The organism is Ensifer sp. 22460 (assembly GCF_052044935.1).
Lineage (GTDB): Bacteria > Pseudomonadota > Alphaproteobacteria > Rhizobiales > Rhizobiaceae > Ensifer.
In genome coordinates, this window is the sequence record NZ_JBQENZ010000027.1 from 88,426 (window position 1) to 113,809 (window position 25,384).

The 25,384-nt window shown below is 63.0% G+C and carries 27 protein-coding genes; 12 read left to right on the top strand and 15 right to left on the bottom strand.

Annotation, left to right across the window (positions count from 1 at the left end; translation table 11 throughout):
• Window positions 1–161 precede the first annotated feature (161 nt).
• From ACTJKM_RS27915 to chvI, 5 genes are all read right to left on the bottom strand, one after another.
• Window positions 162–452, bottom strand: a complete 291-nt coding sequence (locus ACTJKM_RS27915; protein ID WP_057252054.1) for an HPr family phosphocarrier protein — start codon at window positions 450–452, stop codon at window positions 162–164.
• Entirely contained in the window at window positions 452–853 is a 402-nt protein-coding gene (locus tag ACTJKM_RS27920) for a PTS sugar transporter subunit IIA (protein WP_057252055.1), read from the bottom strand. The genes ACTJKM_RS27915 and ACTJKM_RS27920 overlap by 1 nt, the downstream gene beginning before the upstream one ends.
• Window positions 854–1,009: 156 nt before the next feature.
• On the bottom strand, window positions 1,010–1,465 hold the full coding sequence (locus tag ACTJKM_RS27925; protein WP_058327469.1) for an HPr kinase/phosphorylase: 456 nt from the start codon (window positions 1,463–1,465) through the stop codon (window positions 1,010–1,012).
• Window positions 1,462–3,192, bottom strand: a complete 1,731-nt coding sequence (locus tag ACTJKM_RS27930; RefSeq protein WP_245296115.1) for a sensor histidine kinase — start codon at window positions 3,190–3,192, stop codon at window positions 1,462–1,464. The genes ACTJKM_RS27925 and ACTJKM_RS27930 overlap by 4 nt, the downstream gene beginning before the upstream one ends.
• A 266-nt stretch (window positions 3,193–3,458) precedes the next feature.
• Entirely contained in the window at window positions 3,459–4,184 is a 726-nt protein-coding gene (chvI, locus tag ACTJKM_RS27935) for a two-component system response regulator ChvI (RefSeq protein ID WP_057252058.1), read from the bottom strand.
• A gap of 324 nt (window positions 4,185–4,508) precedes the next feature.
• Between chvI and ACTJKM_RS27940 the strand changes: the two genes are divergently transcribed.
• From ACTJKM_RS27940 to ACTJKM_RS27960, 5 genes are all read left to right on the top strand, one after another.
• A complete protein-coding gene (locus ACTJKM_RS27940; protein WP_058327506.1) occupies window positions 4,509–6,119 on the top strand; it encodes a phosphoenolpyruvate carboxykinase in 1,611 nt (536 codons plus the stop codon).
• Window positions 6,120–6,234: 115 nt separating this feature from the next.
• Window positions 6,235–6,669: an alternative ribosome rescue aminoacyl-tRNA hydrolase ArfB gene (gene arfB, locus ACTJKM_RS27945; protein WP_058327468.1), complete on the top strand. Its 435-nt coding sequence runs from the start codon at window positions 6,235–6,237 to the stop codon at window positions 6,667–6,669.
• Window positions 6,670–6,747: 78 nt separating this feature from the next.
• Window positions 6,748–7,221: a peptidoglycan-binding protein LysM gene (lysM, locus tag ACTJKM_RS27950; protein WP_043616146.1), complete on the top strand. Its 474-nt coding sequence runs from the start codon at window positions 6,748–6,750 to the stop codon at window positions 7,219–7,221.
• Window positions 7,222–7,223: 2 nt separating this feature from the next.
• A complete protein-coding gene (locus ACTJKM_RS27955; protein WP_058327467.1) occupies window positions 7,224–7,661 on the top strand; it encodes a hypothetical protein in 438 nt (145 codons plus the stop codon).
• 9 nt (window positions 7,662–7,670) lie between these two features.
• A complete protein-coding gene (locus ACTJKM_RS27960) occupies window positions 7,671–8,282 on the top strand; it encodes an alpha-ketoglutarate-dependent dioxygenase AlkB (RefSeq protein ID WP_057252061.1) in 612 nt (203 codons plus the stop codon).
• A gap of 16 nt (window positions 8,283–8,298) precedes the next feature.
• Here ACTJKM_RS27960 and coaA read toward each other — a convergent pair whose 3' ends face one another.
• From coaA to hisB, 7 genes are read right to left on the bottom strand one after another with little or no spacing between them, the layout of a single operon-like run.
• The gene (coaA, locus tag ACTJKM_RS27965) at window positions 8,299–9,291 is read right to left on the bottom strand and encodes a type I pantothenate kinase (protein ID WP_058321592.1); all 993 of its coding nucleotides are present in this window, start codon (window positions 9,289–9,291) and stop codon (window positions 8,299–8,301) included.
• Entirely contained in the window at window positions 9,288–9,611 is a 324-nt protein-coding gene (locus ACTJKM_RS27970) for a phosphoribosyl-ATP diphosphatase (RefSeq protein ID WP_057252063.1), read from the bottom strand. The genes coaA and ACTJKM_RS27970 overlap by 4 nt, the downstream gene beginning before the upstream one ends.
• Before the next feature lie 15 nt (window positions 9,612–9,626).
• Window positions 9,627–10,403 (bottom strand): imidazole glycerol phosphate synthase subunit HisF, encoded by a 777-nt coding sequence (hisF, locus tag ACTJKM_RS27975; RefSeq protein ID WP_058321591.1) that lies wholly within the window; start codon window positions 10,401–10,403, stop codon window positions 9,627–9,629.
• 2 nt (window positions 10,404–10,405) lie between these two features.
• Complete coding sequence (gene hisA, locus ACTJKM_RS27980; protein WP_058321590.1) at window positions 10,406–11,143, bottom strand: 1-(5-phosphoribosyl)-5-[(5-phosphoribosylamino)methylideneamino]imidazole-4-carboxamide isomerase; 738 nt, start codon at window positions 11,141–11,143, stop codon at window positions 10,406–10,408.
• Window positions 11,144–11,172: 29 nt separating this feature from the next.
• Window positions 11,173–11,823 (bottom strand): imidazole glycerol phosphate synthase subunit HisH, encoded by a 651-nt coding sequence (gene hisH, locus ACTJKM_RS27985; protein ID WP_058327465.1) that lies wholly within the window; start codon window positions 11,821–11,823, stop codon window positions 11,173–11,175.
• Window positions 11,823–12,293 carry a DUF2628 domain-containing protein gene (locus ACTJKM_RS27990; RefSeq protein ID WP_058327464.1) on the bottom strand — a complete coding sequence of 157 codons (471 nt, stop codon included), beginning with the start codon at window positions 12,291–12,293 and terminating at the stop codon, window positions 11,823–11,825. The genes hisH and ACTJKM_RS27990 overlap by 1 nt, the downstream gene beginning before the upstream one ends.
• A gap of 23 nt (window positions 12,294–12,316) precedes the next feature.
• A complete protein-coding gene (hisB, locus tag ACTJKM_RS27995; protein ID WP_058327463.1) occupies window positions 12,317–12,925 on the bottom strand; it encodes an imidazoleglycerol-phosphate dehydratase HisB in 609 nt (202 codons plus the stop codon).
• Between the two features lie 293 nt (window positions 12,926–13,218).
• Between hisB and hslV the strand changes: the two genes are divergently transcribed.
• The 5 genes from hslV to ACTJKM_RS28020 all read left to right on the top strand — a co-directional run bounded on the left by hslV (window position 13,219) and on the right by ACTJKM_RS28020 (window position 18,200).
• Window positions 13,219–13,776, top strand: coding sequence for an ATP-dependent protease subunit HslV (gene hslV / locus ACTJKM_RS28000; RefSeq protein WP_057252069.1), 558 nt, complete (start codon window positions 13,219–13,221; stop codon window positions 13,774–13,776).
• Entirely contained in the window at window positions 13,766–14,290 is a 525-nt protein-coding gene (locus tag ACTJKM_RS28005) for a GNAT family N-acetyltransferase (protein WP_058321588.1), read from the top strand. Before hslV ends, ACTJKM_RS28005 begins: the two co-directional genes overlap by 11 nt.
• On the top strand, window positions 14,287–15,591 hold the full coding sequence (hslU, locus tag ACTJKM_RS28010; protein ID WP_057252071.1) for an ATP-dependent protease ATPase subunit HslU: 1,305 nt from the start codon (window positions 14,287–14,289) through the stop codon (window positions 15,589–15,591). Before ACTJKM_RS28005 ends, hslU begins: the two co-directional genes overlap by 4 nt.
• Before the next feature lie 195 nt (window positions 15,592–15,786).
• Window positions 15,787–16,731, top strand: coding sequence for a DUF1402 family protein (locus ACTJKM_RS28015; protein ID WP_093233504.1), 945 nt, complete (start codon window positions 15,787–15,789; stop codon window positions 16,729–16,731).
• 74 nt (window positions 16,732–16,805) lie between these two features.
• Entirely contained in the window at window positions 16,806–18,200 is a 1,395-nt protein-coding gene (locus tag ACTJKM_RS28020) for a cytochrome P450 (RefSeq protein ID WP_058327462.1), read from the top strand.
• Here the strand turns inward: ACTJKM_RS28020 and ACTJKM_RS28025 are convergent.
• A complete protein-coding gene (locus tag ACTJKM_RS28025) occupies window positions 18,154–18,783 on the bottom strand; it encodes a hypothetical protein (RefSeq protein WP_156436871.1) in 630 nt (209 codons plus the stop codon). The genes ACTJKM_RS28020 and ACTJKM_RS28025 overlap by 47 nt on opposite strands.
• Before the next feature lie 151 nt (window positions 18,784–18,934).
• Here ACTJKM_RS28025 and ACTJKM_RS28030 point away from each other — a divergent pair, with 151 nt between their 5' ends.
• Together ACTJKM_RS28030 and ACTJKM_RS28035 are read left to right on the top strand one after the other, a co-directional pair.
• Window positions 18,935–20,938 (top strand): hydantoinase/oxoprolinase N-terminal domain-containing protein, encoded by a 2,004-nt coding sequence (locus tag ACTJKM_RS28030; protein ID WP_057252075.1) that lies wholly within the window; start codon window positions 18,935–18,937, stop codon window positions 20,936–20,938.
• Between the two features lie 205 nt (window positions 20,939–21,143).
• Entirely contained in the window at window positions 21,144–23,315 is a 2,172-nt protein-coding gene (locus ACTJKM_RS28035; protein WP_440661414.1) for a malate synthase G, read from the top strand.
• A gap of 117 nt (window positions 23,316–23,432) precedes the next feature.
• Here ACTJKM_RS28035 and ACTJKM_RS28040 read toward each other — a convergent pair whose 3' ends face one another.
• On the bottom strand, window positions 23,433–24,713 hold the full coding sequence (locus ACTJKM_RS28040; RefSeq protein WP_440661416.1) for a methyl-accepting chemotaxis protein: 1,281 nt from the start codon (window positions 24,711–24,713) through the stop codon (window positions 23,433–23,435).
• A 9-nt stretch (window positions 24,714–24,722) separates the two neighbouring features.
• Window positions 24,723–25,367 (bottom strand): MCP four helix bundle domain-containing protein, encoded by a 645-nt coding sequence (locus tag ACTJKM_RS28045; protein WP_440661417.1) that lies wholly within the window; start codon window positions 25,365–25,367, stop codon window positions 24,723–24,725.
• Window positions 25,368–25,384 lie beyond the last annotated feature (17 nt).

The following is a 25,384-nucleotide window of genomic DNA, read 5'->3' on the forward strand; positions in this document are numbered from 1 at the left end:
TTCTCCGGGCTGATCTCTTCAAGCCGCATGGCTTCAACCGAACTGCGGCGCGATTATGCCTCCCGCGCCTACCGACACGGTGAGAGTGCGACCGATCTATCAGGAATCAGGGGAGAGGGCAATATCGATATAAAGAAGTCTTTATATCTTTATATTGTCCGTCACATTTCTTCGCCGAACTTGTCGGCGACCAGCGCATCAAGCGCGTTCAATGCTTCTTCGGCTTGCGCGCCGCTCGCGGTCACGCACACGCTGCAGCCGGTGCTGGCAGCCAGCATCATCAGGCCCATAATGGACGTTCCGCCGACCGTCATGCCGTCCTTCGACACGGTAATCTCGGCTTCATAGGCCTCGACCGTCTGTACGAACTTCGCAGATGCCCGCGCGTGCAGGCCTCGCTTGTTGATGATCAGCAGTTCGCGCGTCAGCGACATGTCGGGGCGATGATCCATTACTTACCACTCAGGACGCGGCTGGCGACGTTGATGTATTTCCGTCCGGCTTCCGAGGCCTCGACCAACGCCTTGTCCATGTCGCTCTCGCCGCGCACGCCGGCAAGCTTGATCAGCATCGGCAGGTTGACGCCGGCTATCACTTCAACCGAGCCGCTGCGCATGACCGAGATGGCAAGGTTGGAGGGCGTTCCGCCGAACATGTCGGTCAGGATAATGACGCCGTGGCCCTCGTCGACCTTGGTGACCGCGTCGAGGATATCCTGCCGACGCTGGTCCATGTCGTCCTCGGGACCGATGCAGACGGTCTCTATAGCTTTTTGCGGACCGACGACATGCTCGAGTGCAAGTCGAAATTCCTCAGCCAGCTTGCCATGGGTGACAAGCACAAGTCCGATCATGGGTATCTTCGCTCCAACTGCACGCGCAATTCACTGATGGCCAGATATCGCAATGCAGCAATTTCGTCCACCTGTTGGGGCGGCCATCTTGGCAAGGAAAAGGGGAAGTGCAAGCCAAAAATGCTGAAAAACCAGCCTCGCTGACGGTAAATCGGGCTAGGATCCTATTTTTTCAGCGATGAGCGCATGCAAAATATTGAGAACATACGCCCCCTCTTCAACGGGAACGCGAACAATCGGGAGTACTCGCCCGAGTGGTAAGGGCAACGTCTCGTCTTCCAGCGGTAACCGCGGGTCGAAAGGCGCACTCACGGGCAGCATGGCCCAGTCCATGACCGCGGCAGACACGGTTTCGATCTTGCCGATTCCGGCGCCGCGTATTTCAATCAGGCCGTGAATGGAGGGCGGACAGCGGGCGACGATCCTGTCGTGTTCCAGGCTCAGATCCACCCGATCGTCGGCGACGAGTGCCGCGAAGTGCCCTGCCTGTCGTGCAGCCGTGATGCATGCAAGCGCCAGCCTGGATTTGCCGATGCCGGAAGGGCCCGTGATCAGGAAGCCGCGCGTCCCGAGCACGATGGCGGTGCCGTGGACATTGGCGCCCGTCGTCACGCGTGCGGCTCGGCGGGTAGCGACAGGATGAAGCGCGCGCCGCTGACGTGGCCGTCCTGGGCGACGATGTTTTCCGCCTTCAGCGTGCCGCCGTGGGCTTCGGCGATCTGCCTGGAAATCGACAGGCCGAGGCCGGAGTTCTGGCCGAAATCCTCTCCTTCCGGCCGATCGGTGTAGAAGCGTTCGAAAATGCGGTCGATGTCTTCCGCCTGGATGCCGGGGCCGTTGTCCTCGACATAGACGAGGCAGCGCGATCGCGACCGTGTGAGGCGCACGACGATCCGCCCGCTGTCTTCGGGAACGAAGGACCGGGCGTTCTCGATCAGGTTGGTGATAATCTGGCCGATGCGCAGGTCGTGGCCGTTGACGGCGAAGCGGGCCTTGGGACTGTCCTTGCGGTCGATGACGAAATCGAGCAGCACCGTCTTCTTCTTGCTGCGGACCTGGCGCGAAATATCGACGAGGTCGCCCAGAAGTCTTTCGAGGTCGATGATCCTGGCATCGCTGCGGGCAAGTTCCGCGTCGAGGCGCGAGGCGTCCGAAATATCGCTGATCAGGCGATCGAGGCGGCGGACGTCATGCTGGATGACGTCCATCAAGCGCTTCTTCGATTCGTCGGTCCGCGCAAGCGGCAGGGTCTCGACGGCGCTGCGCAGCGAGGTGAGGGGGTTTTTCAGCTCGTGACTGACATCGGCCGCGAAATTCTCGATCGCCGCGATCCGATCGTAGAGCGCGGTCGTCATTTCCCGGAGCGCGACGGACAGGTTGCCGATCTCGTCCTGGCGAGAGGAGAAATCCGGGATCTCCTCGCGCTCCTTGGCACCGCCGCGCCGCACGCGGACTGCCGCCGCTGCGAGCCTTCGAAGCGGGTTGGCGATGGTCGAGGAGAGAAGCAGCGACAGGATGATGTTGACGAGGGCAGCCACGCCGAAGACGCGGATGATGGCGAGGCGCTCGGCCTGGACGATCTTGTCGATGTCGCCGGCTTGCGTCGAAAGCAAGAGAACGCCGAGCACGGCGCGGAACCGCTGGACGGGAACGGCCACTGAAACGATGAGCTCGCCCTTCTCGGTGACGCGTTCGACATAGCCGCGCACGCCGGTCAGCGCGTTGGTGACCTCAGGATAGATCGAGCCGTTGCCACCCGGCGGTTCCTTGTAGAGTGGCAGATTGCCGGGCTGCAGCAGCTTGTTCAGCCAGCTGTTGAGCTTTCCGCCGATGCCCGTCGATTCCGGCTCGATCGGCGGCAGGTCGAAGCGCAGCACCTGGCCGCCGCTATAAAGGTGTCGGGAATCGAGCAGCAGATCGGCATCGGCATCGAAGAGGCGGGCGCGGGTGCGCGTCGGCGAAATCAGCCGCCTGAGAACCGGCGCAACACGTTCCTGGATGATCGGGAAATCGAGATCCTCGTCGCTGGGCAGCGGCGTAATGCTCTGGCCGGCCTGCAGTTCGAGCAGTTTTTCGGGATCGATGGTGATCGAGTTGGTATCGACCGAGGCGGAAGCTGAGATGGCGCCGGCGATGATTTCGCCCTGGGTCAGCAGGCTTTCGACGCGGGCGTCGATCAGCCCCTCGCGGAACTGGTTGAGATACATGATGCCGCCGACGAGGACGACGAGTGCCACCAGGTTGAAGAAGACGATGCGGCGGGTGAGGCTCGAGAAGACGGCATTGCCGAACAGGCGGCGAATCAGCGTGAAAGGATGTGCCCAGCGGCGCTGGCCCATATGTGCCTGCGCACGTCCGTCACTGTCTTCGATGTCGCCCTGCAAGACTTCTACCAAATGTCCCGCTCCCGCGCGGACTTCCGTCACGTTCTCTCGATTGCAACGCTGACACGGCCCGAGTGCCGGGCGCGACGCCGTCGTTCACTTTGTGTGGTTCCGGCCCAGAGGTCCGATGGCGCGGCGGGGTTTCAAAGGCAGCCTTGGCCGTGCTCCCGTCGCGCCGTTTCTGAATGCGCCACAATCGGCGCGATGGCAAGTCCCGCGGCTCAGGCTGTCTCGCGGAAACGATAGCCGACACCGTAGAGGGTCTCGATCATGTCGAAGTCGTTGTCGACCATCTTGAACTTCTTGCGCAGCCGCTTGATGTGGCTGTCGATGGTGCGGTCGTCGACATAGACCTGCTCGTCATAGGCGGCGTCCATCAGCGCGTCGCGGCTCTTCACCACGCCCGGGCGCTGCGCCAGCGAATGGAGGATGAGGAATTCGGTCACCGTCAGCGTTACCGGCTCGCTCTTCCAGGTGCAGGTGTGGCGCTCCTGGTCCATCACCAGTTGCCCGCGCTCGAGCGAGCGCGACGGCGTGTCGGAGGCCTTGGCGGGATTCGTCGGGTTGGCGGCAGCCGCTTCGCGGTTTGCGGCGCGACGCAGGATCGCCTTGACGCGTTCGACCAGCAGGCGCTGCGAGAAGGGCTTGGTGATGAAGTCGTCGGCACCCATCTTCAGGCCGAAGAGTTCGTCGATCTCTTCATCCTTGGAGGTGAGGAAGATCACCGGCAGGTCGGACTTCTGTCGCAGGCGGCGCAGCAATTCCATGCCGTCCATGCGCGGCATCTTGATGTCGAAGATCGCAAGCTGCGGCGGCCGGGCGAGCAGGCCCTCAAGCGCGGAAGCACCGTCGGTATAGGTCTCGACCTTGTAGCCTTCTGCCTCCAGGGCGATGGATACGGACGTCAAAATATTCCGGTCATCATCGACAAGCGCGATGGTCTGCATCGTGTTCAACTCCGTCTTTTGAGGTGCCGGTCTCGTCCCCGAAAACTCCGGCATTCGCGAGTCACGGGTGCGTTAGTGAGTATAAAGGTGGAACAAATTGTGGCGAAGCCCAAAAAGTACCTGTTGTGACGATAGGATAGGTCCTGTCAGATCGGTCTTCGGCAGGCCGAATTCAACCGATTAAAAAAACGATAATTTTCTTTAAATCGATTAATATACTGAAATCATTATTCTTTTTTTGACCCCGCCTTGTTTTTGAGCGAGCATGCAAGTATGGTCCGGCGAAATTCAACGCCAATGGCCAAACACGAAGGAAGCTTGACCATGGAGCAACTCGGCACTCGCAATCTCGCGAACGGCTTGGAAAAACTCGGCTTTACCGACCTGGAAACGGTTCGGTACAACCTCGAAGCCGCAGAGCTTTATGAGGAAGCTCTTCGCCGCGGCGAGGCTGAACTGACGGCACACGGGGCGCTTGTTGCCCGTACCGGCCAGCACACCGGTCGTTCGCCGAAGGACAAGTTCGTGGTTCGCGATGCGAACACCGACGACCAGATCTGGTGGGACAACAACAAGCCGATGTCTCCGGAGCATTTCGCCCTGCTGCGAAAGGACATGCTCGATCACGCCAAGGGCATGTCGCTTTATGTGCAGGATCTCGTTGGCGGCGCCGATGCCGACAACGCCCTTCCGACCCGCGTTGTCACCGAATATGCCTGGCACTCGCTGTTCATCCGCAATCTCCTGATTCGTCCGGCACACGAAGCGCTTGCCTCCTTCCTGCCGAAGCTGACGATCATCGATCTCCCAAGCTTCAAGGCTGACCCGGAGCGCTACGGCTGCCGCACGGAGACCGTCATTGCCTGCGACTTCACCAACGGACTGATCCTGATCGGCGGCACGTCCTATGCCGGCGAAATGAAGAAGTCGGTCTTCACCGTTCTCAACTACCTGCTGCCCAAGAAGGGCGTGATGCCGATGCATTGCTCGGCCAATGTCGGCCCGGCAGGCGACACGGCGATCTTCTTCGGTCTCTCCGGCACCGGCAAGACGACGCTTTCGGCCGACCCGACCCGCACGCTGATCGGCGACGACGAGCACGGCTGGGGCGAGCACGGCGTCTTCAACTTCGAAGGCGGCTGCTACGCCAAGGCGATCCGTCTGTCGGAAGCTGCCGAGCCGGAAATCTACGCGACGACCCGCCGCTTCGGCACGGTCATGGAAAACGTCGTGCTCGATGAGCGCCGCGTTCCGGATTTCGACGACGGTTCGCTGACGGAAAACACCCGCTGCGCCTATCCGCTCGACTTCATCCCGAATGCCAGCGCCACCGGCACCGCGCCGCAGCCGCGCACGATCATCATGCTGACGGCCGATGCCTTCGGCGTGATGCCGCCGATTGCCAAGCTGACGCCGGAACAGGCGATGTACCACTTCCTCTCCGGCTACACCGCCAAGGTTGCCGGCACGGAAAAGGGCGTCACCGAGCCGGAAGCCACATTCTCGACTTGCTTCGGCGCGCCGTTCATGCCGCGGCATCCGTCGGAATACGGCAACCTTCTGAAGGACCTGATCGCCATGAACGGCGTTACCTGCTGGCTGGTCAACACCGGCTGGACAGGCGGCGCCTACGGCACCGGCAGCCGCATGCCGATCAAGGTGACCCGCGCTTTGCTCGCCGCAGCCCTCGACGGCTCGCTGAACGCCGCTGAACTGCGCACCGACGCCAACTTCGGCTTCGCCGTTCCGGTCTCGGTCCCCGGCGTCGACGACGGCATCCTCGATCCGCGATCGACCTGGGCCGATGGTGCGGCCTATGATGCCCAGGCCCGCCGCCTCGTCGATATGTTCATCGCCAACTTCGCCAAGTTCGAAGAACATGTTGATGGCAGCGTCCGCGACGCGGCTCCCGGCACCAAGCTTGCCGCCGAATAAACATCGTCAGCTATGATTCACGTGAAACCCGGCCTCCCACGGCCGGGTTTTTCGTTTTTGTGGCGAATGTTTTCAAGAGGTTCGCTCTGTGCCATAGATCGGGGCGAGGTGAACCATGGCTAGCGACACGCTCTACATAAACGACAGCATCGTGATTGCCGGCTGGGAGCTGACGGAGCAATTCGTGCTGGCCGGCGGGCCGGGTGGGCAAAACGTCAACAAGGTGTCGACCGCCGTTCAGCTGTTCTTCAACGTGCTGGCCTCTCCAGCGCTTTCCGATCGCATCAAGGCCAACGCCCTGAAGATTGCCGGGCGTCGTGCCTCGAAAGAGGGCGTGCTGATGATCGAGGCCAGCCGGTTTCGCAGCCAGGAGCGCAACCGCGAAGATGCGCGCGAGCGACTGAAGGAACTGATTCTTAAGGCCGCGGAGCCGCCACCACCGCCACGCAAGAAGACAAAACCGACCCGCGGCTCCGTCGAGCGCCGTCTCAAGGAGAAGTCCGGGCGCGGCGAGATCAAGAAGCTTCGGGGGCGGCCGGCCGGCGACTGATTTCTTTTTTGCCGCTCCTTGCCTTTGGCAGGCGGCGCCCTCTCTTACCGAGCAGTGTTTTCGCAAAAGGAGATATTCATGGGTCTTTTCAGCTTTATCAAGAACGCCGGCAAGAAGCTTGGCATCGGCGGCGACGATGACGCCCCGGATGCCGAAAGCGTTCAGAAGGAACTTGCATCCCACGATCTCGGCACAAAGGACGTGCAGGTCGAAGTGGCCGGTGACAAGGTCGTGCTGAAGGGTGTCGTGAAGGACCAGAGCGTCTTCGAAAAGGCCGTGGTCGCCGTCGGCAACACGCTCGGCGTCTCGGCAGTTGAGGCCTCCGAGCTCAAGGTTGCCGATGCTGGCGCCGCACCGGCACCCGCCAAGGCGCCGGTCTTCTATACGGTCAAAAAGGGCGACAACCTCTGGAAGATCGCCGAAGCGCAGTACGGCAAGGGCAAGGGTGCCAAGCACACCGTCATCTTCGAAGCCAACAAGCCGATGCTGACGCATCCGGACAAGATCTACCCCGGCCAGGTTCTGCGCATTCCGGATCTGGACGCGGCCTGAGCGTGTCGTTCACGCGTCCTCTTGCAATCGCGACGCTGGCGAGCCTTTGGCTTGCCGGCGCTTGTCTGGCGCAACCGTTTCGTGAACCGGCCAAGGGCAGTACTGAGCGTGCCGCCATCCTCGACGCGATCCGTCCGGCGGTGGAGGCCGAAATGCGCGGTCCGGTCGAGTTCGTCGTCACGACGATACGTGCAGCACCCAACTGGGCCTTCCTGCAGGTCGAGCCGCAACGTCCCGGTGGCGGCACTATCGACCTTGCGCAAACCGGGTTGCGTGACGAGGCTGACATGATGGATGGTCTGACGGTGTTTGCACTGGTCAGCTTCCACAATAGCCGCTGGAACCTGGTCGATCACGTGGTCGGGCCGACGGATGTCGCCTATGCCGGCTGGCCGCTTCGCTACGGCGTGCCGGCAGCACTTCTCGGCCTGGAGCAATAGGGGCTTCCAATGCAGGTGCTCCCGAAAGGGATCAGACATATCCCGGGCTATCTCGATCGCACCCGGCAGGAACAACTCGTCGAAGCGATTCGTCGTGTCGTTGCCGAAGCACCGCTCTTCGTGCCGGAAATGCCGAAGACCGGAAAACCCATGTCGGTTCGCATGACCAATTGCGGCTTGCTCGGCTGGGTCACGGATCGCGATCGCGGCTATCGTTACCAGGCTCAGCATCCGGTGACCGGCCGGCGCTGGCCGCCGATGCCGGACATAGTGCTCGAGATCTGGCAGGCAGTTTCCGCCAGCCAAAAGATGCCGGAAGCCTGTCTTGTGAACTTCTATTCCGAGGAGGCCCGCATGGGTCTGCACCAGGATCGCGACGAGCGTGATCTGGAAACGGCCGTCGTCTCGATCTCGCTCGGCGACAGCTGCCTTTTCCGCGTCGGCAGCAATCAGCGCGGGGGACAGACCATGTCCTTCCGGCTCGAAAGCGGCGATGTCGTCGTGCTCGGTGGAGAAGGGCGGCTCGCGTTCCATGGCGTCGACCGGATCTATCCGAACACGTCGACGCTGCTGAAGAACGGTGGCCGCGTGAACCTGACGCTGCGTCGCGTCAATCCATGACGGGCTTATCGAGCGCTCAGAGTTTTCTGAGCGCCACCTTTTCCGTCAGGTGGTTCGGGCCCTTTTGCAGGATCAGGTCGGCGCGCGGGCGCGTCGGCAGGATGTTCTGGTGCAGGTTCTTCAGGTTGATGTTGTGCCACAGGCCCTCGGCGATGGCGCGCGCCGCATCCTCGCTGATCGTGGCATAACGATGGAAGTAGGATTCCGGGTTCTTGAAGGCGGTTTCGCGCAAGCGCATGAAGCGGTTGACGTACCAGCTATGGATCAGGCTCTCCTCGGCATCGATATAGATCGAGAAGTCGAAGAAATCCGAGACCATCGGCACGATCTTGCCGTCGGCCGGTAGGTTGCGCGACTGCAGCACGTTGATGCCCTCGAAGATCAGGATATCCGGGCGGTCGATGACGGTGAACTGGTCCGGCAGCACGTCATAGGTCAGGTGCGAGTAGCTCGGCGCCTTGACGTTCGGTTGGCCCGCCTTGATCGCTGACAGGAAGCGCAGGAGCGCGCCCACGTCGTAGCTTTCCGGAAAGCCCTTGCGATCCATCATGTTTTCGCGCTGGAGCACGGCGTTCGGGTAGAGAAAGCCGTCGGTCGTCACCAGATCGACCTTCGGGCTTGATGGCCAGCGCGACAGGAGCTGCGCAAGGATACGGGCCGTGGTCGATTTGCCGACGGCGACCGATCCGGCAATGCCGATGACGAAGGGCGTCTTCGTTTCGGACATGCTGAGGAAGCGCTTGCGCTGCTCGAAGAGCATCTGCGACGATTCCACATGGGTCGAAAGCAGGCGCGATAGCGACAGGTAGATCTGCCGGACTTCACCGAGATCGACGGGGTCGTTCAGCGAGCGCAGCCGCTGCACTTCGTCGGCCGTCAGCGTCAGCGGCGTATCGGCGCGAAAGCGCGACCATTCCTCGGCGGTGAAGAAATGATAGGGGGAATAGTCCCGCTGCTGCAGATTGTCCGGCAGGTCCGCCGCTTCGATGTCTTTGGCCGCTATCGTCATGGGGTCTGCCGATTTGCCTTTTCCTGCAGGCCAGATTGGTTGGTTCGCCGCGCGAGCTCGTTCAGCACATCCTGCAACGGAACGTCGGCGATCTTCAATACGACCATCAGATGATAGATGAGATCGGCGCTTTCGGCGACGAGATTCGCGCGGTCGTTGCTGACGGCCGCGATCACCGTCTCGACCGCCTCTTCCCCGAGTTTCTTGGCCGCCTTCGGCTGGCCGCTCGCGACCAGCTTTGCCGTCCAGGATTCGTCCGGCGCCGCCTTCGCGCGTGTCGCGACGATGGCCTCGAGATCGGAAAGTGTGAAGTCAGCCATGGAAGATCCTGAAGCTCAGTCGAGGCGCATGGCGATGCCATGCTCCGCCATATAGCGCTTGGTTTCGCCAATGCTATAGGTGCCGAAGTGGAAGATAGAGGCGGCGAGCACGGCGGTCGCATGACCGTCGCGGATGCCGGCAACCATGTGGTCGAGGTTTCCGACGCCGCCGGACGCGATGACTGGGGCACGCACCGCATCGGCCACGGCACGGGTGAGCGCGATGTCGTAGCCGCTCTTCGTTCCGTCGCGATCCATCGAGGTCAAAAGGATCTCGCCGGCGCCGAGGTCGACGACGCGGCGGGCAAACTCGATCGCGTCGATGCCGGTCGGCTGGCGTCCGCCATGGGTGAAGATCTCCCAGCGGTCCGCTTCGCCGTCCGTCGACACCTTCTTGGCGTCGATGGCGACGACGATGCACTGGTTGCCGAACTTGTCGGCGGCTTCCGCAACGAAGTCCGGGTTCTTCACGGCAGCGGTATTGATCGACACCTTGTCGGCGCCGGCAAGCAGCAGCTTGCGGATGTCGGAGACCTGGCGCACGCCACCGCCGACGGTCAGCGGCATGAAGCACTGTTCGGCGGTGCGGGCGATGACGTCGAAGATCGTCTCGCGATTGTCCGACGAGGCGGTGATGTCGAGGAAGCAGAGTTCGTCGGCGCCGGCGGCATCATAGGCGCGGGCCGCCTCAACCGGGTCGCCGGCGTCGATCAGGTCGACGAAGTTGACACCCTTGACCACACGACCGTCCTTGACGTCGAGGCAGGGGATAACGCGGGCTTTGAGGGACATGGTCAGGCCTTTCTCGCGGCGCGGATCAGATCCAGCGCTTCCTGCGGGTCGATGCGGCCGTCATAGAGCGCGCGGCCGGAGATGGCGCCTTCGAGTTTGTGTGCGTCCGGGGCAACCATGCGGCGGATGTCGTCCATCGAGGCAAGACCGCCTGACGCGATGACCGGAATGGAAACCGCATCCGCCAGCTCCAGCGTCGAGGGCCAGTTGATGCCGGTCAGGATGCCGTCGCGGTCGATATCGGTATAGATGATCGCCGAAACGCCGGCGCCCTCGAACTTCTTGGCAAGCTCGATCACGCCGAGCTCGGAGGCCTCGGCCCAGCCCTCGACGGCGACCTTGCCGCCCTTGGCGTCGATGCCGACGGCGACCTTGCCGGGGAACTTGCGGCAGGCTTCTATGACGAGTGCCGGATCGCGCACAGCGACCGTGCCGAGGATGACGCGGGCAAGGCCGCGCGACAGCCAGTTTTCGATATGGTCAAGCGTGCGGATGCCGCCGCCGAGCTGCACCGGGTTACGGGTCGCCTTGAGGATGGCGTCGACGGCCGCGCCGTTGACCGTCTCGCCGGCAAAGGCGCCGTTGAGGTCGACCACGTGCAGCCATTCGAAGCCCTGTTCTTCAAAGGCGCGGGCCTGGGCCGCCGGGTCGGGGTTGTAAACCGTCGCCTGGTCCATGTCGCCGAGCTTCAGGCGTACGCATTGCCCGTCTTTCAGGTCGATCGCGGGAAATAGGATCATGGGTCTGTCCAATCGAGAGAGGCGAAAGCTCAGGGCTTCCAGCGCAGGAAATTCGAGATGAGGGCAAGGCCGAGGGCCTGGCTCTTTTCCGGGTGGAACTGCGAGCCGGCCTTGTTGCCGTTGGCGACGAAGGCGGTGACCGGACCGCCGTAATCCGCTTCGGCGACAACGTCGCCGGCGTTCTCGGCGGCCAGATGGTACGAATGCACGAAATAGGCGTGCAGGCCGCCTTCGCCAACCCGGATGCCGTCAAACAGCGGATGCTCGCGCTTGAGCGTGAGCGTGTTCCAGCCGATCTGCGGGATTTTCAGTGCGGTATCAGTGGGCGTCATTTCGACGACATCGCCGGGGATCCAGCCGAAACCATGGGTGATGGTCTTTTCGAGCCCGCGCGACGACATCAGCTGCATGCCGACGCAGATGCCGAGAAAGGGACGTCCGGCCTGTTCCACCGCTTCGGTCAGCGCCTGCTCCATGCCGTCGACGGCGGCAAGGCCACGGCGGCAGTCGGCATAGGCACCGACACCCGGAAGCACGATGCGGTCGGCGCTCGCCACCCGCTCCGGCTTGTCGGTGAGGTCGATCTCGGCGGTAATCCCGGCTTCGCGAGCGGCCCGTTCGAAGGCCTTGGTGGCTGAGCGCAGGTTGCCCGAGCCGTAGTCGATGATGGCGACGCGCATCAGCGTTCTCCGTAGGAATCAAAAAGGCCGAGGCCGGGTCCGCCGTTTGAGGGCTTGCGCGCGGTCCAATCGGCCGGGGAAGGGGTGGCGGGCTTTGTCTCGCCCGAGGCCACGCTCGTAAAGTAGATCTCTTCGGCCGTCTCCAGATTGGGTGCCGGCACGATGGAACGCAGCGTCCAGTCACGAGCCGTCAGGCTGCGCGCGACCAGAACCGGCCCTTCTAGAGCGACGAGCAGCCGCAGCGCGAGGTGCATCAGCACCGATGCAAGAAAACCGCCTGCGAGACTCGACAGGGAGATTAACGAAATCTGCAGAACAGCAACTGCGATTCCGATTGCCCATTGCCGCTTGAAGAGAAGCCAGAGCGCCGGGAAGAGAAAAGCGCCCCAGGAGAAGCCGTCGGCGACGAAGCGTGTCCGCTCGTCGTCGGCGCGCGCACCCGGCGGGGTGAGGATCAGGTAAGAAGCCATGGGTTCAGCCAGTGACTGGCCGCTTAGGCAAGGGTCCCCTTGGTCGAGGGAACGCGGCCGGCCTGGCGCGGGTCGATTTCGGTTGCGGTGCGGAGCACGCGGGCGACGGACTTGAAGCAGGTCTCGGCGATATGATGGTTGTTGGCGCCGTAGATGTTCTGGATATGCAGCGTGATCCCGGCATGCTGGGCGAGCGCCTGGAAGAACTCACGCACGAGTTCCGTGTCGAAGGTGCCGATCTTCGGCGCGCTGAAGGTAACGTTCCAGACGAGGAACGGCCGGCCGGAAACGTCCACTGCCGCGCGGGTCATCGTCTCGTCCATGGCAAGGTCGAGCGAGGCGTAACGGGCGATGCCGCGCCGGTCGCCGAGCGCCTTGGCGAGCGCCTGGCCGATGGCAATGCCGGTGTCCTCGACCGTATGGTGGTCGTCGACATGCAGGTCGCCGTCGGTCTTGATCTCCATGTCGATGAGCGAATGGCGGGCGAGCTGGTCCAGCATATGGTCGAAGAAGCCGACACCGGTCGAAATCTTCGAAACGCCGGTGCCGTCGATGTTGACCGATACGGACACCGCGGTCTCGTTGGTTTTACGCGAAACCTGTGCGGTGCGGCTGGACGTGGCTTCTGCCATCGGGCTCTCCTGTATGCGCCAGTGCGGGGGGAGGAAAGTCTGTGCGGTTTCCTCATCTCGCGCTCGCTTGCGATCTCGGCCGCTCCTTATCAGGCAAATGCTGAAATATCCAGAACTTGAGCGTTGATTCGAATCATCCGACACCGGGCCCTGAACGAAGATTGCACCCTCGGGCGGTTGCCATTTGCAAATGTGTCTGCCGTACTTACATAGGCCTCAAGCAACCAGGCTCGTTCAGAGCCGCAACGCCCCAAGTAAACGCCCCCAAGTATCAGGGGCCGACAGGTATCTTCATGAGTGAACACAATCCCTACGGAACGATGCATGCGACGACCATCATCACGGTACGCAAGGATGGCAAGGTGGTGATGGCCGGCGACGGCCAGGTGAGCCTCGGCCAGACCGTGATGAAGAGCAATGCGCGCAAGGTGCGGCGTCTCGCGAAGGGCGACGTGATCGCCGGCTTTGCCGGCGCGACCGCCGACGCCTTCACGCTGCTCGAAAGGCTCGAGGCCAAGCTTGAACAGTACCCCGACCAGCTGATGCGCGCGGCGGTCGAACTTGCCAAGGACTGGCGCACCAACAAGTATCTGCGCAATCTCGAAGCGATGATGCTGGTCGCCGACAAGTCGATAACCCTGGCGATCACCGGCAATGGCGACGTACTTGAGCCGGAACACGGCACCATCGCCATCGGCTCCGGCGGCAACTACGCCTTTGCCGCAGCGCGCGCCCTGATGGACAGCGACAAGTCGGCCGAGGATATCGCCCGGCGGGCGCTGCAGATCGCCGGGGACATCTGCGTCTATACCAACCACAATATCGTGGTGGAGACGTTGGATGCCGAATGAGCCCAAGCATGTCAGCTTCGCGCCGGTGGTTGATGACCATCTGCCGCTGCTGCATGCCTGGCTGAGTGAACCGCATGTGCGGCAATGGTGGGGCGATCCGGACAAGGAAGTGGAACTGATCCGCGAAGGCTGCGCGACCGGAGAGGTGGAGGGCTTCATCTTCCACGTGGCCGGCGAGCCGGCTGGCTACATCCAGTCCTGGATGCCTTTTCAGTACCCGGACGAGGAGCCCTGGGCGAAGGATCTGCCGGCCGATGTGCCCGGTATCGATATCTTCGTCGGCCCCGCGGAATTGACGGGCAGGGGTGTCGCCTCGCTGGCGCTCCGAGCTTTTGCCGAACGGCTCTTTGCCGCCGGCGCGTCCCGCATCGTGATCGACCCTGATGCGGGCAACCGCCGGGCGGTCAGCGCCTACACCAAGGCCGGCTTCGTGCCCTACGCAGAATGGATAGATGTATCTGGTCGCACGCTCCTGATGGAACTGACGCGGACCGAATTTGAGAGGACTACATGAGTACGTTTTCACCCAGAGAGATCGTGTCGGAACTCGACCGTTTCATCATCGGCCAGAACGACGCCAAACGGGCCGTCGCCATTGCGCTACGCAACCGTTGGCGCCGCCAGCAGCTCGGCGACGAGCTGCGCGATGAGGTCATGCCGAAGAACATCCTGATGATCGGCCCGACTGGTGTCGGCAAGACCGAGATTTCCAGGCGTCTGGCCAAGCTCGCCGGCGCGCCCTTCGTCAAGGTTGAGGCGACCAAGTTCACCGAGGTCGGCTATGTCGGCCGCGACGTCGAGCAGATCATCCGTGACCTCGTCGAGGTCGGGATCGGCCTCGTGCGCGAAAAACGCCGCGCCGAAGTCAAGGCCAAGGCGCACCAGAACGCCGAAGAGCGCGTGCTCGATGCACTGGTCGGCGCCACGGCCTCGCCGGCGACGCGCGATTCGTTCCGCAAGAAGCTGCGCGCCAACGAACTCGACGACAAGGAGATCGAGGTCGACCTCGCCGAGACCGGTGCGCCGGGTGGTTTCGAAATTCCGGGCATGCCGGGCGCCAATATCGGTGTGCTCAACCTTTCGGAAATGTTCGGCAAGGCGATGGGTGCCCGCACCAAGAAGGTCAAGACGACGGTCAAGGCCTCCTATGAGCTGCTCATCAACGACGAGTCGGACAAACTGCTCGACAACGAGCAGATCCAGCGCGAGGCAATGCGCGCGGCCGAAGACGACGGCATCGTCTTTCTCGACGAGATCGACAAGATCGCCTCGCGTGAGGGCGGCATGGGCGCCGGCGTGTCGCGCGAAGGCGTGCAGCGCGACCTGTTGCCGCTCGTTGAAGGCACGACGGTTGCGACGAAGTATGGACCGGTCAAGACCGACCACATCCTGTTCATCGCTTCCGGCGCCTTCCATGTGGCAAAGCCCTCGGACCTGCTTCCGGAATTGCAGGGCCGTCTGCCGATCCGCGTTGAGCTCCGTGCGCTCACCAAGGAAGATTTCCGCCGGATCCTGACGGAAACCGAAGCGAGCCTCATCCGCCAGTACAAGGCGCTCTTGGACACGGAAGAGGTGAAGCTCGACTTCACCGACGACGCGATCGATGCGCTCGCCGATGTCGCGGTGCAGCTGAATGCCAGTGTCGAGAACATCGGCGCCCGCCGCCTGCAGACGGTGATGGAGCGCGTACTGGACGAGATCTCGTTCAATGCGCCCGACAGCGCCGGACAGGCGGTGACGATCGACGCGGAGTATGTGCGCAAGCATGTCGGCGATCTCGCTGCCAACACCGATCTGTCGCGCTACATCCTGTGACATTTCGGTCGTCGAGGCGCGCAAACGCCCGCAACCCAGAATAGACCGGGCGCCTGTCTCTCGACAGGCGCCCGCATTTTTTCTAACACGGACACGGAAATTGATCGTGGCCCGGGCATCTTTCCGACATGATCTTGGCGTAGGAGCCGCCCCGCCGACCGAGGCAGCCTCCACCAGTCACAGGAAGAAGAGATCGTGCGTTTTACCGCCTGCATGCTCGCTATCGCCACGTTTTGCCTGACCGCAAGCCAGACAATCGCGGCGACCGCCGTTCCGCCGGGCAACCGCAACGTCGAGCAGCCCGGTATCCCCGGCGCTTCCGTGCGCCGAACCAAGGCCGGCCGCACCTCCTTCGATGCCAAGTTCGAGAAAGTCCGGGATCTGCTGGCGACCGACAAACAGCTGATCAGCAAGATCAAGTCCGTGTCGCGCGCCTATGGCATCGCGCCGATCCACATGGTCGGCGCCATCGTCGGCGAGCATACCTACAATGTCGACGCCTATGACCGGCTGCAGTCCTATTACGTCAAGGCGGCCGCTTACGCCGGCAACAGCTTCCAGTTCGGCTATGATGGCGAAACGGTCGCCGAGTTCGTCGCCCGGCCGCAATTTTCCGAATGCGGTGCCAAGAAGGGTGCCTATGCGCTCTGGAGCTGCCGCGAGCGGGTCTGGGACAACGACTTCCGCGGCAAGTCGGTTGGCGGCAAGTCCTTCCCGAACAACCGCTTCAGCGCCGTTTTCTTCCAGCCGTTCTTTGCCGGCCAGACCTTCGGCCTCGGCCAGATCAACCCGCTGACGGCGCTGATGCTGACCGACATCGTCGCAAAGACGTCGGGCTACGACCGCCTCGATGAAAACAACGCCGCTGGCGTCTATGAGGCGATCATGGATCCGGATGTGTCGCTCGCCTATATGGCGGCCTCGATCCGCCATTCGATCGACGCCTACAAGTCGATCGCCGGCCTCGACATTTCCGACAATCCCGGCATCACGGCGACGCTCTACAATGTCGGCAATCCGGACGGCCGCGCAGCTGCCCTTGCCGCCAAGATCCAGAGCGGACAAGCGCAATGGCCGGAGGAGAATTATTACGGCTGGCTCGTCAACGACAAGCTTTCGGAGCTTGAAAGCCTGTTGTGATTCACGTGAAGCACTTTCCTTGATTGCGCCGTAAAAACCTGAAATCATTGGCGCAATCGAGAAAGGCAATCACCATGGACATGCGTCCGGAGCCCTTCGAACCGCCGGCTCCCGTTCCTCGAGTGGGCATCCCTTCCTACCTGCAGATCATCAGGACGGTCTTACGCAATCCGCTCGAACTGTGGGGCGAGCCATCCTACACCTTGCCCTGGATCGAGACGAAGTTCGTCACCCAGCGCACTTTGATCGTCAACGATCCCGGTCTCATCCGTCACATCCTCGTCGACAATGTCGGCAACTACGAAATGTCGAAGGTTCGCCGGCTGATCCTCAGGCCGATCCTGCGCGACGGCTTGCTGACGGCCGAAGGCGAGGTCTGGAAGCGCTCGCGGAAAGCCATGGCGCCGGTGTTCACACCGCGCCACGCCAAGGGTTTCGCAGGCCAGATGTTGCGAAGCTCGGAAGCATTCGTCGAGCGCTATGCCGGCGCCAAGACAGCTCCGTTCACGACCAACATCGCCAACGACATGACGGAACTCACCTTCGACATTCTTGCCGAAACGCTGTTTTCCGGTGAGGTGGCGGTGGAGCGGGAAGGGTTTGTCCAGAGCGTCGAGGAACTCCTGCACCGCATGGGCCGCGTCGATCCCATGGACATTCTGCTCGCGCCGGAATGGATACCGCGCCCAACCCGGATCGGCGGCAAGAAGGTGATGAACCGGTTCCGCTCGATCGTGTCCGAGACCATGGCGATCCGGCGGCGCAAGATGGCGGCGGATCCCGAGGGTACGCCTAAGGATTTCCTCACGTTGTTGCTGGAGATCGAGGGCAGTCAGGGCCTTTCGACTGCGGAGATCGAGGACAACATCCTGACCTTCATCGGTGCCGGGCACGAAACGACCGCCCGGGCGCTCGCCTGGACGCTCTATTGCATCGCCAACACGCCGGCCTATCGCGAGACGATGGAGGCCGAGATCGATGCCGCGATCGCAAGCGGTGCCGATCCGGTCGAATGGCTCGGCTTGATGCCGCATGTCCTTGCCGCCTTCGAGGAGGCGATGCGGCTCTATCCGCCGGCGCCGTCGATCAACCGGGCCGCGATCGAAGAGGACGAGTGGACTTCCCCCACCGGAAAGCGGGTACGCATCCCCAAGGGCATCGCGGTGCTGATCATGCCGTGGACGCTGCATCGCCACGTGCTCTATTGGGACCGGCCGCGTGCGTTCATGCCCGAGCGTTTTCTCCCGGAAAACCGCGAGAAGCTGCATCGTTACCAGTATCTGCCCTTCGGCGCCGGCCCGCGCGTCTGCATCGGCGCCACTTTCGCGCTGCAGGAAGCCGTGATCGCGCTCGCCGTGATGATGCATCGCTACCGTTTCGATCTGACCGAGGAGACAAATCCCTGGCCGGTGCAGCGGCTCACTACTCAACCGCGGTTCGGGTTGCCGATGAGGGTGTCGGTTCGCTGAAAGTCTTTCCGGGGATCGGCGACTGTACCGAGCGCACCGGCGAGTCGGCCGGCTTCGGCTGCTGCAGTATCTTCGACGGTTTCTTGATCGTCTTGATCTGGGCGCAGGTGGCGTCGCCGACATTGTCGCACGGTTTGTAGACGACGATCTCGCTTCCGGCACCATCGTCCCACACCGCCTGGATCGTCAGCGTCTTCGCGGTGTCGGCCGGCAGCGAAATGTAGACATACTCGGCTGTCTCGTCGGCCGGCAGGTTGAACGGGATCTGCGGATTGCACTTCGCCAGCGGAAAGCGCTGGTCGAGCGTGTCCGAATTGATCGAATAGCGAATTTCCGATAGCCGGCAATGCATCGTCTGCAATGCGGTGAAGTAGATCAGCTGCCGGTCGTCGTAGTCTCGAAACTGCACCCAACCGGTCTGCTTGTTGGCGTCGAGCATCGCCTTGTAGATCGCGACATCGGGCAGTTGCGGCTTGTACTCTTCTTCTTCTGCGTCCTGTGCTTGGGCCAGGTTCAGCGGAAGCCAGATGAAAGCGGCCAACGGGAGCCAGACGAAAACAGACGGACGGCGGCCTTGGTGCATGCGCAGGTGTCCCCATCTTTTGATCCGTGTCGCCCAGTTGATCATCGATGTCTGCGGCACGATGGTTTTCTCTTGAAATATGTCATATCACCGCATCGATCCCCATTGAACCCGGGGCCTTGCGCCCCGCGCGAATTCCGGACTGCGCGAATTGACCTCTCATTTTCTTCTCGGCATCGACACCGGCGGCACCTATACCGACGCCGCTCTCTTCTCGGAAACGCAAGGGGTGGTCGCCAAAGCCAAGGCGCTGACGACCCGCCACGACCTCGCAGTCGGTATTTCCGGCGCGGTCGAAGCGGTGCTCGATCAGGCGAAAGTGCCGGTTTCTGCAATCAGCATGGTCTCGCTGTCGACGACGCTTGCGACCAATGCGCTCGTCGAAGGGCAGGGCGGCCGCGCCGGTCTTGTCATGATCGGCTTTGGCCCCGACGATCTGAAGCGCGATGGTCTCTTGGAGGCGCTGGGCTCCGATCCGGTGATCTTCCTGCCGGGCGGCCACAATGTGCACGGCGGCGAAACCCCACTCGACATGAGCGAGCTCGATGCCACGCTGCCGGCGCTTGCCGGCCAGGTCTCCTCCTTCGCCATTGCCGGCTACTTCGCCGTTCGGAATCCGGATCATGAAAAGCGCGTCCGCGACCGCATTCGCGAAGTCTCGCATCTGCCGGTGACCTGCAGCCATGAACTGTCCTCGAAGCTCGGCGGCCCGCGCCGTGCCTTGACGACCCTGCTCAACGCCCGGCTGGTGTCGATGATCGACCGGCTGATCGGCTCCTGTGAAGGCTTCCTGAAGGCGCGCGGCATCGACGTGCCGATGATGGTGGTGCGCGGCGACGGAGCCTTGATCTCGGCGGAGGAGGCGCGGCTGCGCCCGATCGAGACGATCCTCTCCGGTCCGGCCGCAAGCCTTGTCGGCGCGCGGCATCTGACCGGCCTCGACAATGCGGTGGTCTCCGACATCGGCGGCACCACGACCGACGTCGCGGTACTCGAGGGCGGGCGTCCGCGGCTCGATGCCGAAGGCGCCGTTGTCGGCGGCTTCCGCACCATGGTCGAGGCGGTGGCGATGCGGACCTACGGCCTGGGCGGCGATTCGGAAGTGCGCATCAACGACCGCGGCTTGAAGGCGAAGATCGATCTCGGCCCGCGCCGGCTGATGCCGCTCAGCCTCGCGGCCGCCCTGCATGGCGACGCCGTCATCTCGGTGCTCGAAAAGCAGATGCGCGCCCAGCATACCGGGCGCAACAATGGCCGGTTTGCGGTCCGCACCGGCCTGCCGGATCATCTTGCCAGCGGCCTGCAACCGCAGGAGCAGGCGCTCTATGAGCGCATCGGTGCGGTTCCGCTGGCGTTGGAGACCCTGTTGGTCTCGACCCCGCAGAAGGCGACGCTCGATCGGCTGGTGGGGCGCGGGCTCGTGCATATCTGTGGCCTGACGCCGTCGGACGCCATGCATGTGCTCGGCCGGCAATCGCAATGGAACCTTGAAGCGGCTCAGCTCGGCATTCAGCTTGCAGCGCGCACCCGCGACGGCTCCGGTCAGCCAATCGCTTCCTCCCCGGAAGCCATGGCGCAGATGATCGTCGACCGGCTGACGCGGCAATCCTCGGAGGTCATCCTGCAGGCCTGTCTCGGCGAGGATGGTGCCGGTGCCATCGATCCAGCCGTTTCGCAGGCCGTCGACCGGGCGCTCACGCGCACGCCGGGCATCGTCCGCTTCTCGCTTGGTCTCGACCGTCCGCTCGTCGGCCTCGGCGCTTCGGCGCCGGTTTATTACCCTGATATCGCCGAGATGCTCGGAACGGATGCCGCCATTCCCGAAGAGGCCGGCGTCGCCAATGCCGTTGGCGCCGTGGTCGGCCAGGTCAGCGCTACGGTCACGGTTTTCGTGACGATGCCGGAGGAAGGCATCTTCGTCGTCAACGGTGCCGGGGCCAGCGAACGGTTTCTCGACCAGGAACAGGCTTTCGGCGCCGCCCGGCGGCGAGCCGAAGCCGTGGCGCTGGAAACGGCGCGCACCAATGGAGCGGACGATCCCGCTTCGATGCTGCGCGAGGAAATCGATGCGCCGGAAGTCGAGGGCAGCCGCAAGCTGATCGAGGCCCGGTTCATCGCGTCCGCCAGCGGACGTCCGCGCATTGCCCACGACTGATCTTTTCCATTTCGGAAACAATTCTTCGCATCCTTGCAGAATTGACAGGGAATGAATTGGTGAGAAACTGCGGCCGTTTCACGCGCGCGTTGCGCATGGGCTGGTCCGCGATCGGCTACAGGCGCAAGATCAACATGTTGGGGCGTTCTCATCGCATCCGTCCGGATCGGTGACGCTCCTTACGTCTATTTCAAGGAGTTGGCAGATGGACCGCATTGAGAAGTTTGGGTTGAAGATAGATGCGGGTCTCCATCGCTTCCTGGTGGAAGAGGCGATGCCGGGCACCGGCATCGATGCAGAACATTTCTTCGAGCAGCTTTCCGCCCTCGTGCACGATCTGGCGCCGAAGAACCGGGCGCTGCTCGCCAAGCGCGACGAGCTGCAGGCCAAACTCGACGCCTGGTACAGGCAGAACGGCGCCCCCAGCGACATCGAGACCTACCAGGCCTTTCTCCGCGATATCGGCTACCTGCTGTCGGAAGGTGGCGACTTCAGCGTTTCGACCGCCAATGTTGATCCGGAAATCGCGACGATCGCCGGTCCGCAGCTCGTCGTCCCGGTCATGAATGCGCGCTATGCGCTCAACGCTGCCAATGCGCGCTGGGGCTCGCTCTATGACGCGCTCTACGGTACGGACGCGATTTCGGACGCCGATGGCGCCGAGAAGGGCCGCGGTTACAATCCAAAGCGCGGCGCCAAGGTCATCGCCTGGGCACGCGACTTCCTCGATGCCAGCGCCCCGCTGGCGAAGGGTAACTGGGCCGACGTCACCTCGCTCAAGGTTGCGGGTGGCGCGCTGGAGATTGGCCTTAAGGACGGCTCGAACACGACGCTGCGCAACGCCGCTCAATTCGCCGGCTATTCCGGCGCCGAAGGCACGCGGTCGGAGATCGTTCTCCGGCACAATAATCTGCATGCGATCGTCGTCCTCGACGCCTCCACGCCGATCGGCAAGGAGGACCCGGCCGGTATCTCGGACGTCATCCTCGAATCGGCGATCACCACGATCATGGATTGCGAAGATTCGGTCGCGGCCGTCGATGCCGAAGACAAGGTCGTCGTCTACGGCAACTGGCTCGGCCTGATGAAGGGCGACCTCGAAGAAGAAGTCGCCAAGGGCAGCAAGACCTTCACCCGCCGCCTCAATGCCGACCGCACCTATCAGGCCGCTTCAGGCGGCACGCTGTCGCTCCCCGGCCGGTCGCTGATGCTGGTCCGCAATGTCGGACACCTCATGACGAATCCGGCTATCCTCGACCGCGACGGCAAGGAAGTGCCCGAGGGTATCATGGACGCCATGGTCACCGCGCTGATTGCCCTGCACGATATCGGCAACGGCGGCCGCCGCATGAACTCCCGCGAGGGATCGATGTATGTCGTCAAGCCGAAGATGCACGGACCGGAAGAAGTCGCCTTTGCCTGCGAGATCTTCACGCGCGTCGAAAAGGCGCTCGGCATGCCAGCCAACACCATGAAGATGGGCATCATGGACGAGGAGCGCCGCACCACGGTCAACCTCAAGGAATGCATCCGCGTTGCCCGCGAGCGCGTCGTCTTCATCAACACCGGCTTCCTCGATCGCACCGGCGACGAGATCCATACCTCGATGGAAGCCGGCCCGATGATCCGCAAGGGCGACATGAAGCAGGCTGCCTGGATCGGCGCGTACGAAAACTGGAACGTCGATATCGGCCTCGAGTGCGGCCTTTCCGGCCACGCCCAGATCGGCAAGGGCATGTGGGCCATGCCCGATCTGATGGCAGCGATGCTCGAGCAGAAGATCGCCCACCCGAAGGCCGGCGCCAACACCGCCTGGGTTCCGTCGCCGACGGCCGCGACGTTGCATGCGACGCATTACCACCGCGTCAATGTCGCCGAGGTCCAGGCAAGCCTGAAGAGCCGCACCCGCGCCAAGCTCTCCGACATTCTGTCGGTGCCGGTTGCGGTCCGGCCGAACTGGACGCCGGAGGAGATCCAGCGTGAACTCGACAACAACGCTCAAGGGATCCTGGGCTACGTCGTGCGCTGGGTCGACCAGGGCGTCGGCTGCTCGAAGGTGCCCGACATCAACAATGTCGGCCTGATGGAAGACCGCGCGACGCTGCGCATCTCCGCCCAGCACATGGCCAACTGGCTGCACCACGGCGTCGTCACCGAAGCCCAGGTCGTCGACACGATGAAGCGCATGGCCGCCGTCGTCGACGGACAGAACGCCGACGATCCGCTCTATGTCGCGATCGCCGGCAATTTCGACGGCTCGATCGCCTTCCAGGCGGCCCTCGACCTGGTTCTCAAGGGTCGCGAGCAGCCGAACGGCTACACCGAGCCAGTCCTCCACCGCCGTCGGCTGGAGCTGAAGGCGCTGAACGCCGCCTGATTCATCCCTGACGTCTGAATATTGGTGCAGGGCCGTGTGTTCGTCTGAACGCACGGCTCTGTTTTTTCAAGCGCGGTCCCAGCCTCCATGCGCCCGCCAGTCGTCTCCGCCGGTGGCCTAAAATTCGGCCCAGCCGTCTGTGGCGAGTGCGGCGTTGCCCTGTGTTGCATAGACGGCTGGTCGCCGGGCTGCCTGGGCAACAGTCCGCCCCTGGTCGCGGACTGCGGTTGCAGCGGCTGCCGGGGCAGGAGGCCTCGATCCGCCCTTTGCCTGCGTCTCGCCGGCGAGGATGAAGCGTCCGATCAGGTTACGCAGGTTGGTACCTTCCTGCGCCAGGGTGGCGGAGGCGGCATTGGCTTCCTCGACCATCGCCGCGTTCCTCTGCGTCACCTGATCCATTTGGTTGACGGCCGTGTTGACCTCGCTCAAGCCCACGGACTGTTCCCGGGCGGACGTGGCGATCGCAGCCATATGTTCGTTGATGGTGATCACATGCGCCTCGATCGTTTGCAGCGCTTCGCCGGTGTCGCGCACCAGGCGCACGCCGTTTTCGACCTCCTGGCTCGATGTGCGGATGAGATCCTTGATTTCCTTCGCGGCCTTGGCCGAGCGCTGGGCAAGTTCGCGCACTTCCTGGGCGACCACGGCAAAGCCTTTGCCCGCTTCGCCGGCCCGCGCCGCCTCGACGCCGGCGTTCAGCGCCAGCAGGTTCGTCTGGAAGGCGATCTCGTCGATGACGCCGATGATGCTGGATATCTGGCTGGAGGATTCTTCGATCCGCCGCATCGCCTCGACGGCATTGGCGACGACGACGGCCGACTGGGCCGCGCTGGTCTTCGCCTCGCCGGCGACGTCGCGCGCCTCCTCCGTCCGTCTCGAAGAGTTGCTGACATTGGCGGTGATCTGGTCGAGCGCGGCGGCTGTCTCCTCGAGCGCCGCGGCCTGCTGTTCGGTCCGCTTGGAGAGATCGTCGGCGCTCTGGCTGATCTCGCGCGTGCCCATGCCGATGTTGCCGGCGCTGTCGGCGACAGCCAGCAGCGCGTCGTTCAACTGTCCGGCGGCCTTGTTGAGGTCATGCCGCAGCTGTTCGAACTCGGCGGCGAAGGGCTCGTGCAGCCGAACGGCGAGATCGCCATTGGCAAGCCGCTGCAGCCCGGCGGCAAGACCGGCGGTCGCTTGCGTCAGCCGCTGCTGTGCGTCCTGTTCCGCCTGTCTCTGCACGCGAACGCGCTCGGCCTCGCCGGTGCGGCGAGTCTCCTCGGCCTCCGCCTGCAGCCGCAGATTCGATCGCGCGGCCTCCCGGAAGGACTGGATGGCACGGGCCATGTCGGCGATCTCGTCCTTGCCGTTTACCGGCTCGTCGGCATCTTCGACGTGGCCGTCGATCAGCCGGCGCATGGCGGCGATCTAGCGCCCGAGCGGTCCGACGACGCCGCGCAGCACCACAAGGAAGGTGCCGCCGGCAAGCGCCATGACGAGAACGATGATGGCAATGCTGAGCGTCTGCACCGTTTCGAACTCGCGATGCTTGGCTTCAAAGGCCGTGCCGGAAAGTTCGACCTGCAGGTCCGAGATCTCGGAGATCGTCGCCGTCAGCGGATCGATTGTCGCATAGAGCTTGTCGCGCACGAAGGCATCGAGTGCCTTCTCGTCCTTGGCTGAGAGAATTTGCGTCAGCGCCATGATCGAATCCATCGCAACGACCATCTGGCTCCGCGCATTGTCGACGAGCCGTCGTTCCTCATCGGTCATCGAGGTTGCCGCATAGGCATCCCAGTTGGTCTTGATCGTCTCTCGCGCGGCATTGACCGAGGCAAGCCCGCTCTCCATCGTTTCGTTGCCGTTGCGGACCTTGTGTGCAGCATCGACGATCGAGACTGCAAAGGCATCGGAAGTCGCCTTGAGGTTCTTTAGCGGCACGATGCGATCGGCATAGACCGCATCCATCATGTCGCCGGTTTCCGACAGCGTGCTCTGACTGTAAATGGCGATGCCGATGGCTATGGATGACAGAAGCGCAATCGCGCCGATAAGCTTGGTCTTGATCAGCATGCCAGTCCCTCCCGAGC

What these genes read in the sequence shown, in the direction of transcription:
- ACTJKM_RS28040 (WP_440661416.1), bottom strand. Translation starts at nt 24,713, where the DNA reads ATGCGCCGGCTGATCGACGGCCACGTCGAAGATGCCGACGAGCCGGTA.
- ACTJKM_RS28025 (WP_156436871.1), bottom strand. Translation starts at nt 18,783, where the DNA reads ATGCACCAAGGCCGCCGTCCGTCTGTTTTCGTCTGGCTCCCGTTGGCC.
- ACTJKM_RS27915 (WP_057252054.1), bottom strand. Translation starts at nt 452, where the DNA reads ATGGATCATCGCCCCGACATGTCGCTGACGCGCGAACTGCTGATCATC.
- hisF (WP_058321591.1), bottom strand. Translation starts at nt 10,403, where the DNA reads ATGTCCCTCAAAGCCCGCGTTATCCCCTGCCTCGACGTCAAGGACGGT.
- ACTJKM_RS27990 (WP_058327464.1), bottom strand. Translation starts at nt 12,293, where the DNA reads ATGGCTTCTTACCTGATCCTCACCCCGCCGGGTGCGCGCGCCGACGAC.
- lysM (WP_043616146.1), top strand. Translation starts at nt 6,748, where the DNA reads ATGGGTCTTTTCAGCTTTATCAAGAACGCCGGCAAGAAGCTTGGCATC.
- chvI (WP_057252058.1), bottom strand. Translation starts at nt 4,184, where the DNA reads ATGCAGACCATCGCGCTTGTCGATGATGACCGGAATATTTTGACGTCC.
- ACTJKM_RS27920 (WP_057252055.1), bottom strand. Translation starts at nt 853, where the DNA reads ATGATCGGACTTGTGCTTGTCACCCATGGCAAGCTGGCTGAGGAATTT.
- coaA (WP_058321592.1), bottom strand. Translation starts at nt 9,291, where the DNA reads ATGACGATAGCGGCCAAAGACATCGAAGCGGCGGACCTGCCGGACAAT.
- ACTJKM_RS28005 (WP_058321588.1), top strand. Translation starts at nt 13,766, where the DNA reads ATGCCGAATGAGCCCAAGCATGTCAGCTTCGCGCCGGTGGTTGATGAC.
- ACTJKM_RS27930 (WP_245296115.1), bottom strand. Translation starts at nt 3,192, where the DNA reads ATGGGCCAGCGCCGCTGGGCACATCCTTTCACGCTGATTCGCCGCCTG.
- ACTJKM_RS28035 (WP_440661414.1), top strand. Translation starts at nt 21,144, where the DNA reads ATGGACCGCATTGAGAAGTTTGGGTTGAAGATAGATGCGGGTCTCCAT.
- hisB (WP_058327463.1), bottom strand. Translation starts at nt 12,925, where the DNA reads ATGGCAGAAGCCACGTCCAGCCGCACCGCACAGGTTTCGCGTAAAACC.
- ACTJKM_RS27940 (WP_058327506.1), top strand. Translation starts at nt 4,509, where the DNA reads ATGGAGCAACTCGGCACTCGCAATCTCGCGAACGGCTTGGAAAAACTC.
- hslV (WP_057252069.1), top strand. Translation starts at nt 13,219, where the DNA reads ATGAGTGAACACAATCCCTACGGAACGATGCATGCGACGACCATCATC.
- hslU (WP_057252071.1), top strand. Translation starts at nt 14,287, where the DNA reads ATGAGTACGTTTTCACCCAGAGAGATCGTGTCGGAACTCGACCGTTTC.
- ACTJKM_RS27970 (WP_057252063.1), bottom strand. Translation starts at nt 9,611, where the DNA reads ATGGCTGACTTCACACTTTCCGATCTCGAGGCCATCGTCGCGACACGC.
- arfB (WP_058327468.1), top strand. Translation starts at nt 6,235, where the DNA reads ATGGCTAGCGACACGCTCTACATAAACGACAGCATCGTGATTGCCGGC.
- ACTJKM_RS27960 (WP_057252061.1), top strand. Translation starts at nt 7,671, where the DNA reads ATGCAGGTGCTCCCGAAAGGGATCAGACATATCCCGGGCTATCTCGAT.
- ACTJKM_RS28020 (WP_058327462.1), top strand. Translation starts at nt 16,806, where the DNA reads ATGGACATGCGTCCGGAGCCCTTCGAACCGCCGGCTCCCGTTCCTCGA.
- hisH (WP_058327465.1), bottom strand. Translation starts at nt 11,823, where the DNA reads ATGCGCGTCGCCATCATCGACTACGGCTCGGGCAACCTGCGCTCAGCC.
- ACTJKM_RS28045 (WP_440661417.1), bottom strand. Translation starts at nt 25,367, where the DNA reads ATGCTGATCAAGACCAAGCTTATCGGCGCGATTGCGCTTCTGTCATCC.
- hisA (WP_058321590.1), bottom strand. Translation starts at nt 11,143, where the DNA reads ATGATCCTATTTCCCGCGATCGACCTGAAAGACGGGCAATGCGTACGC.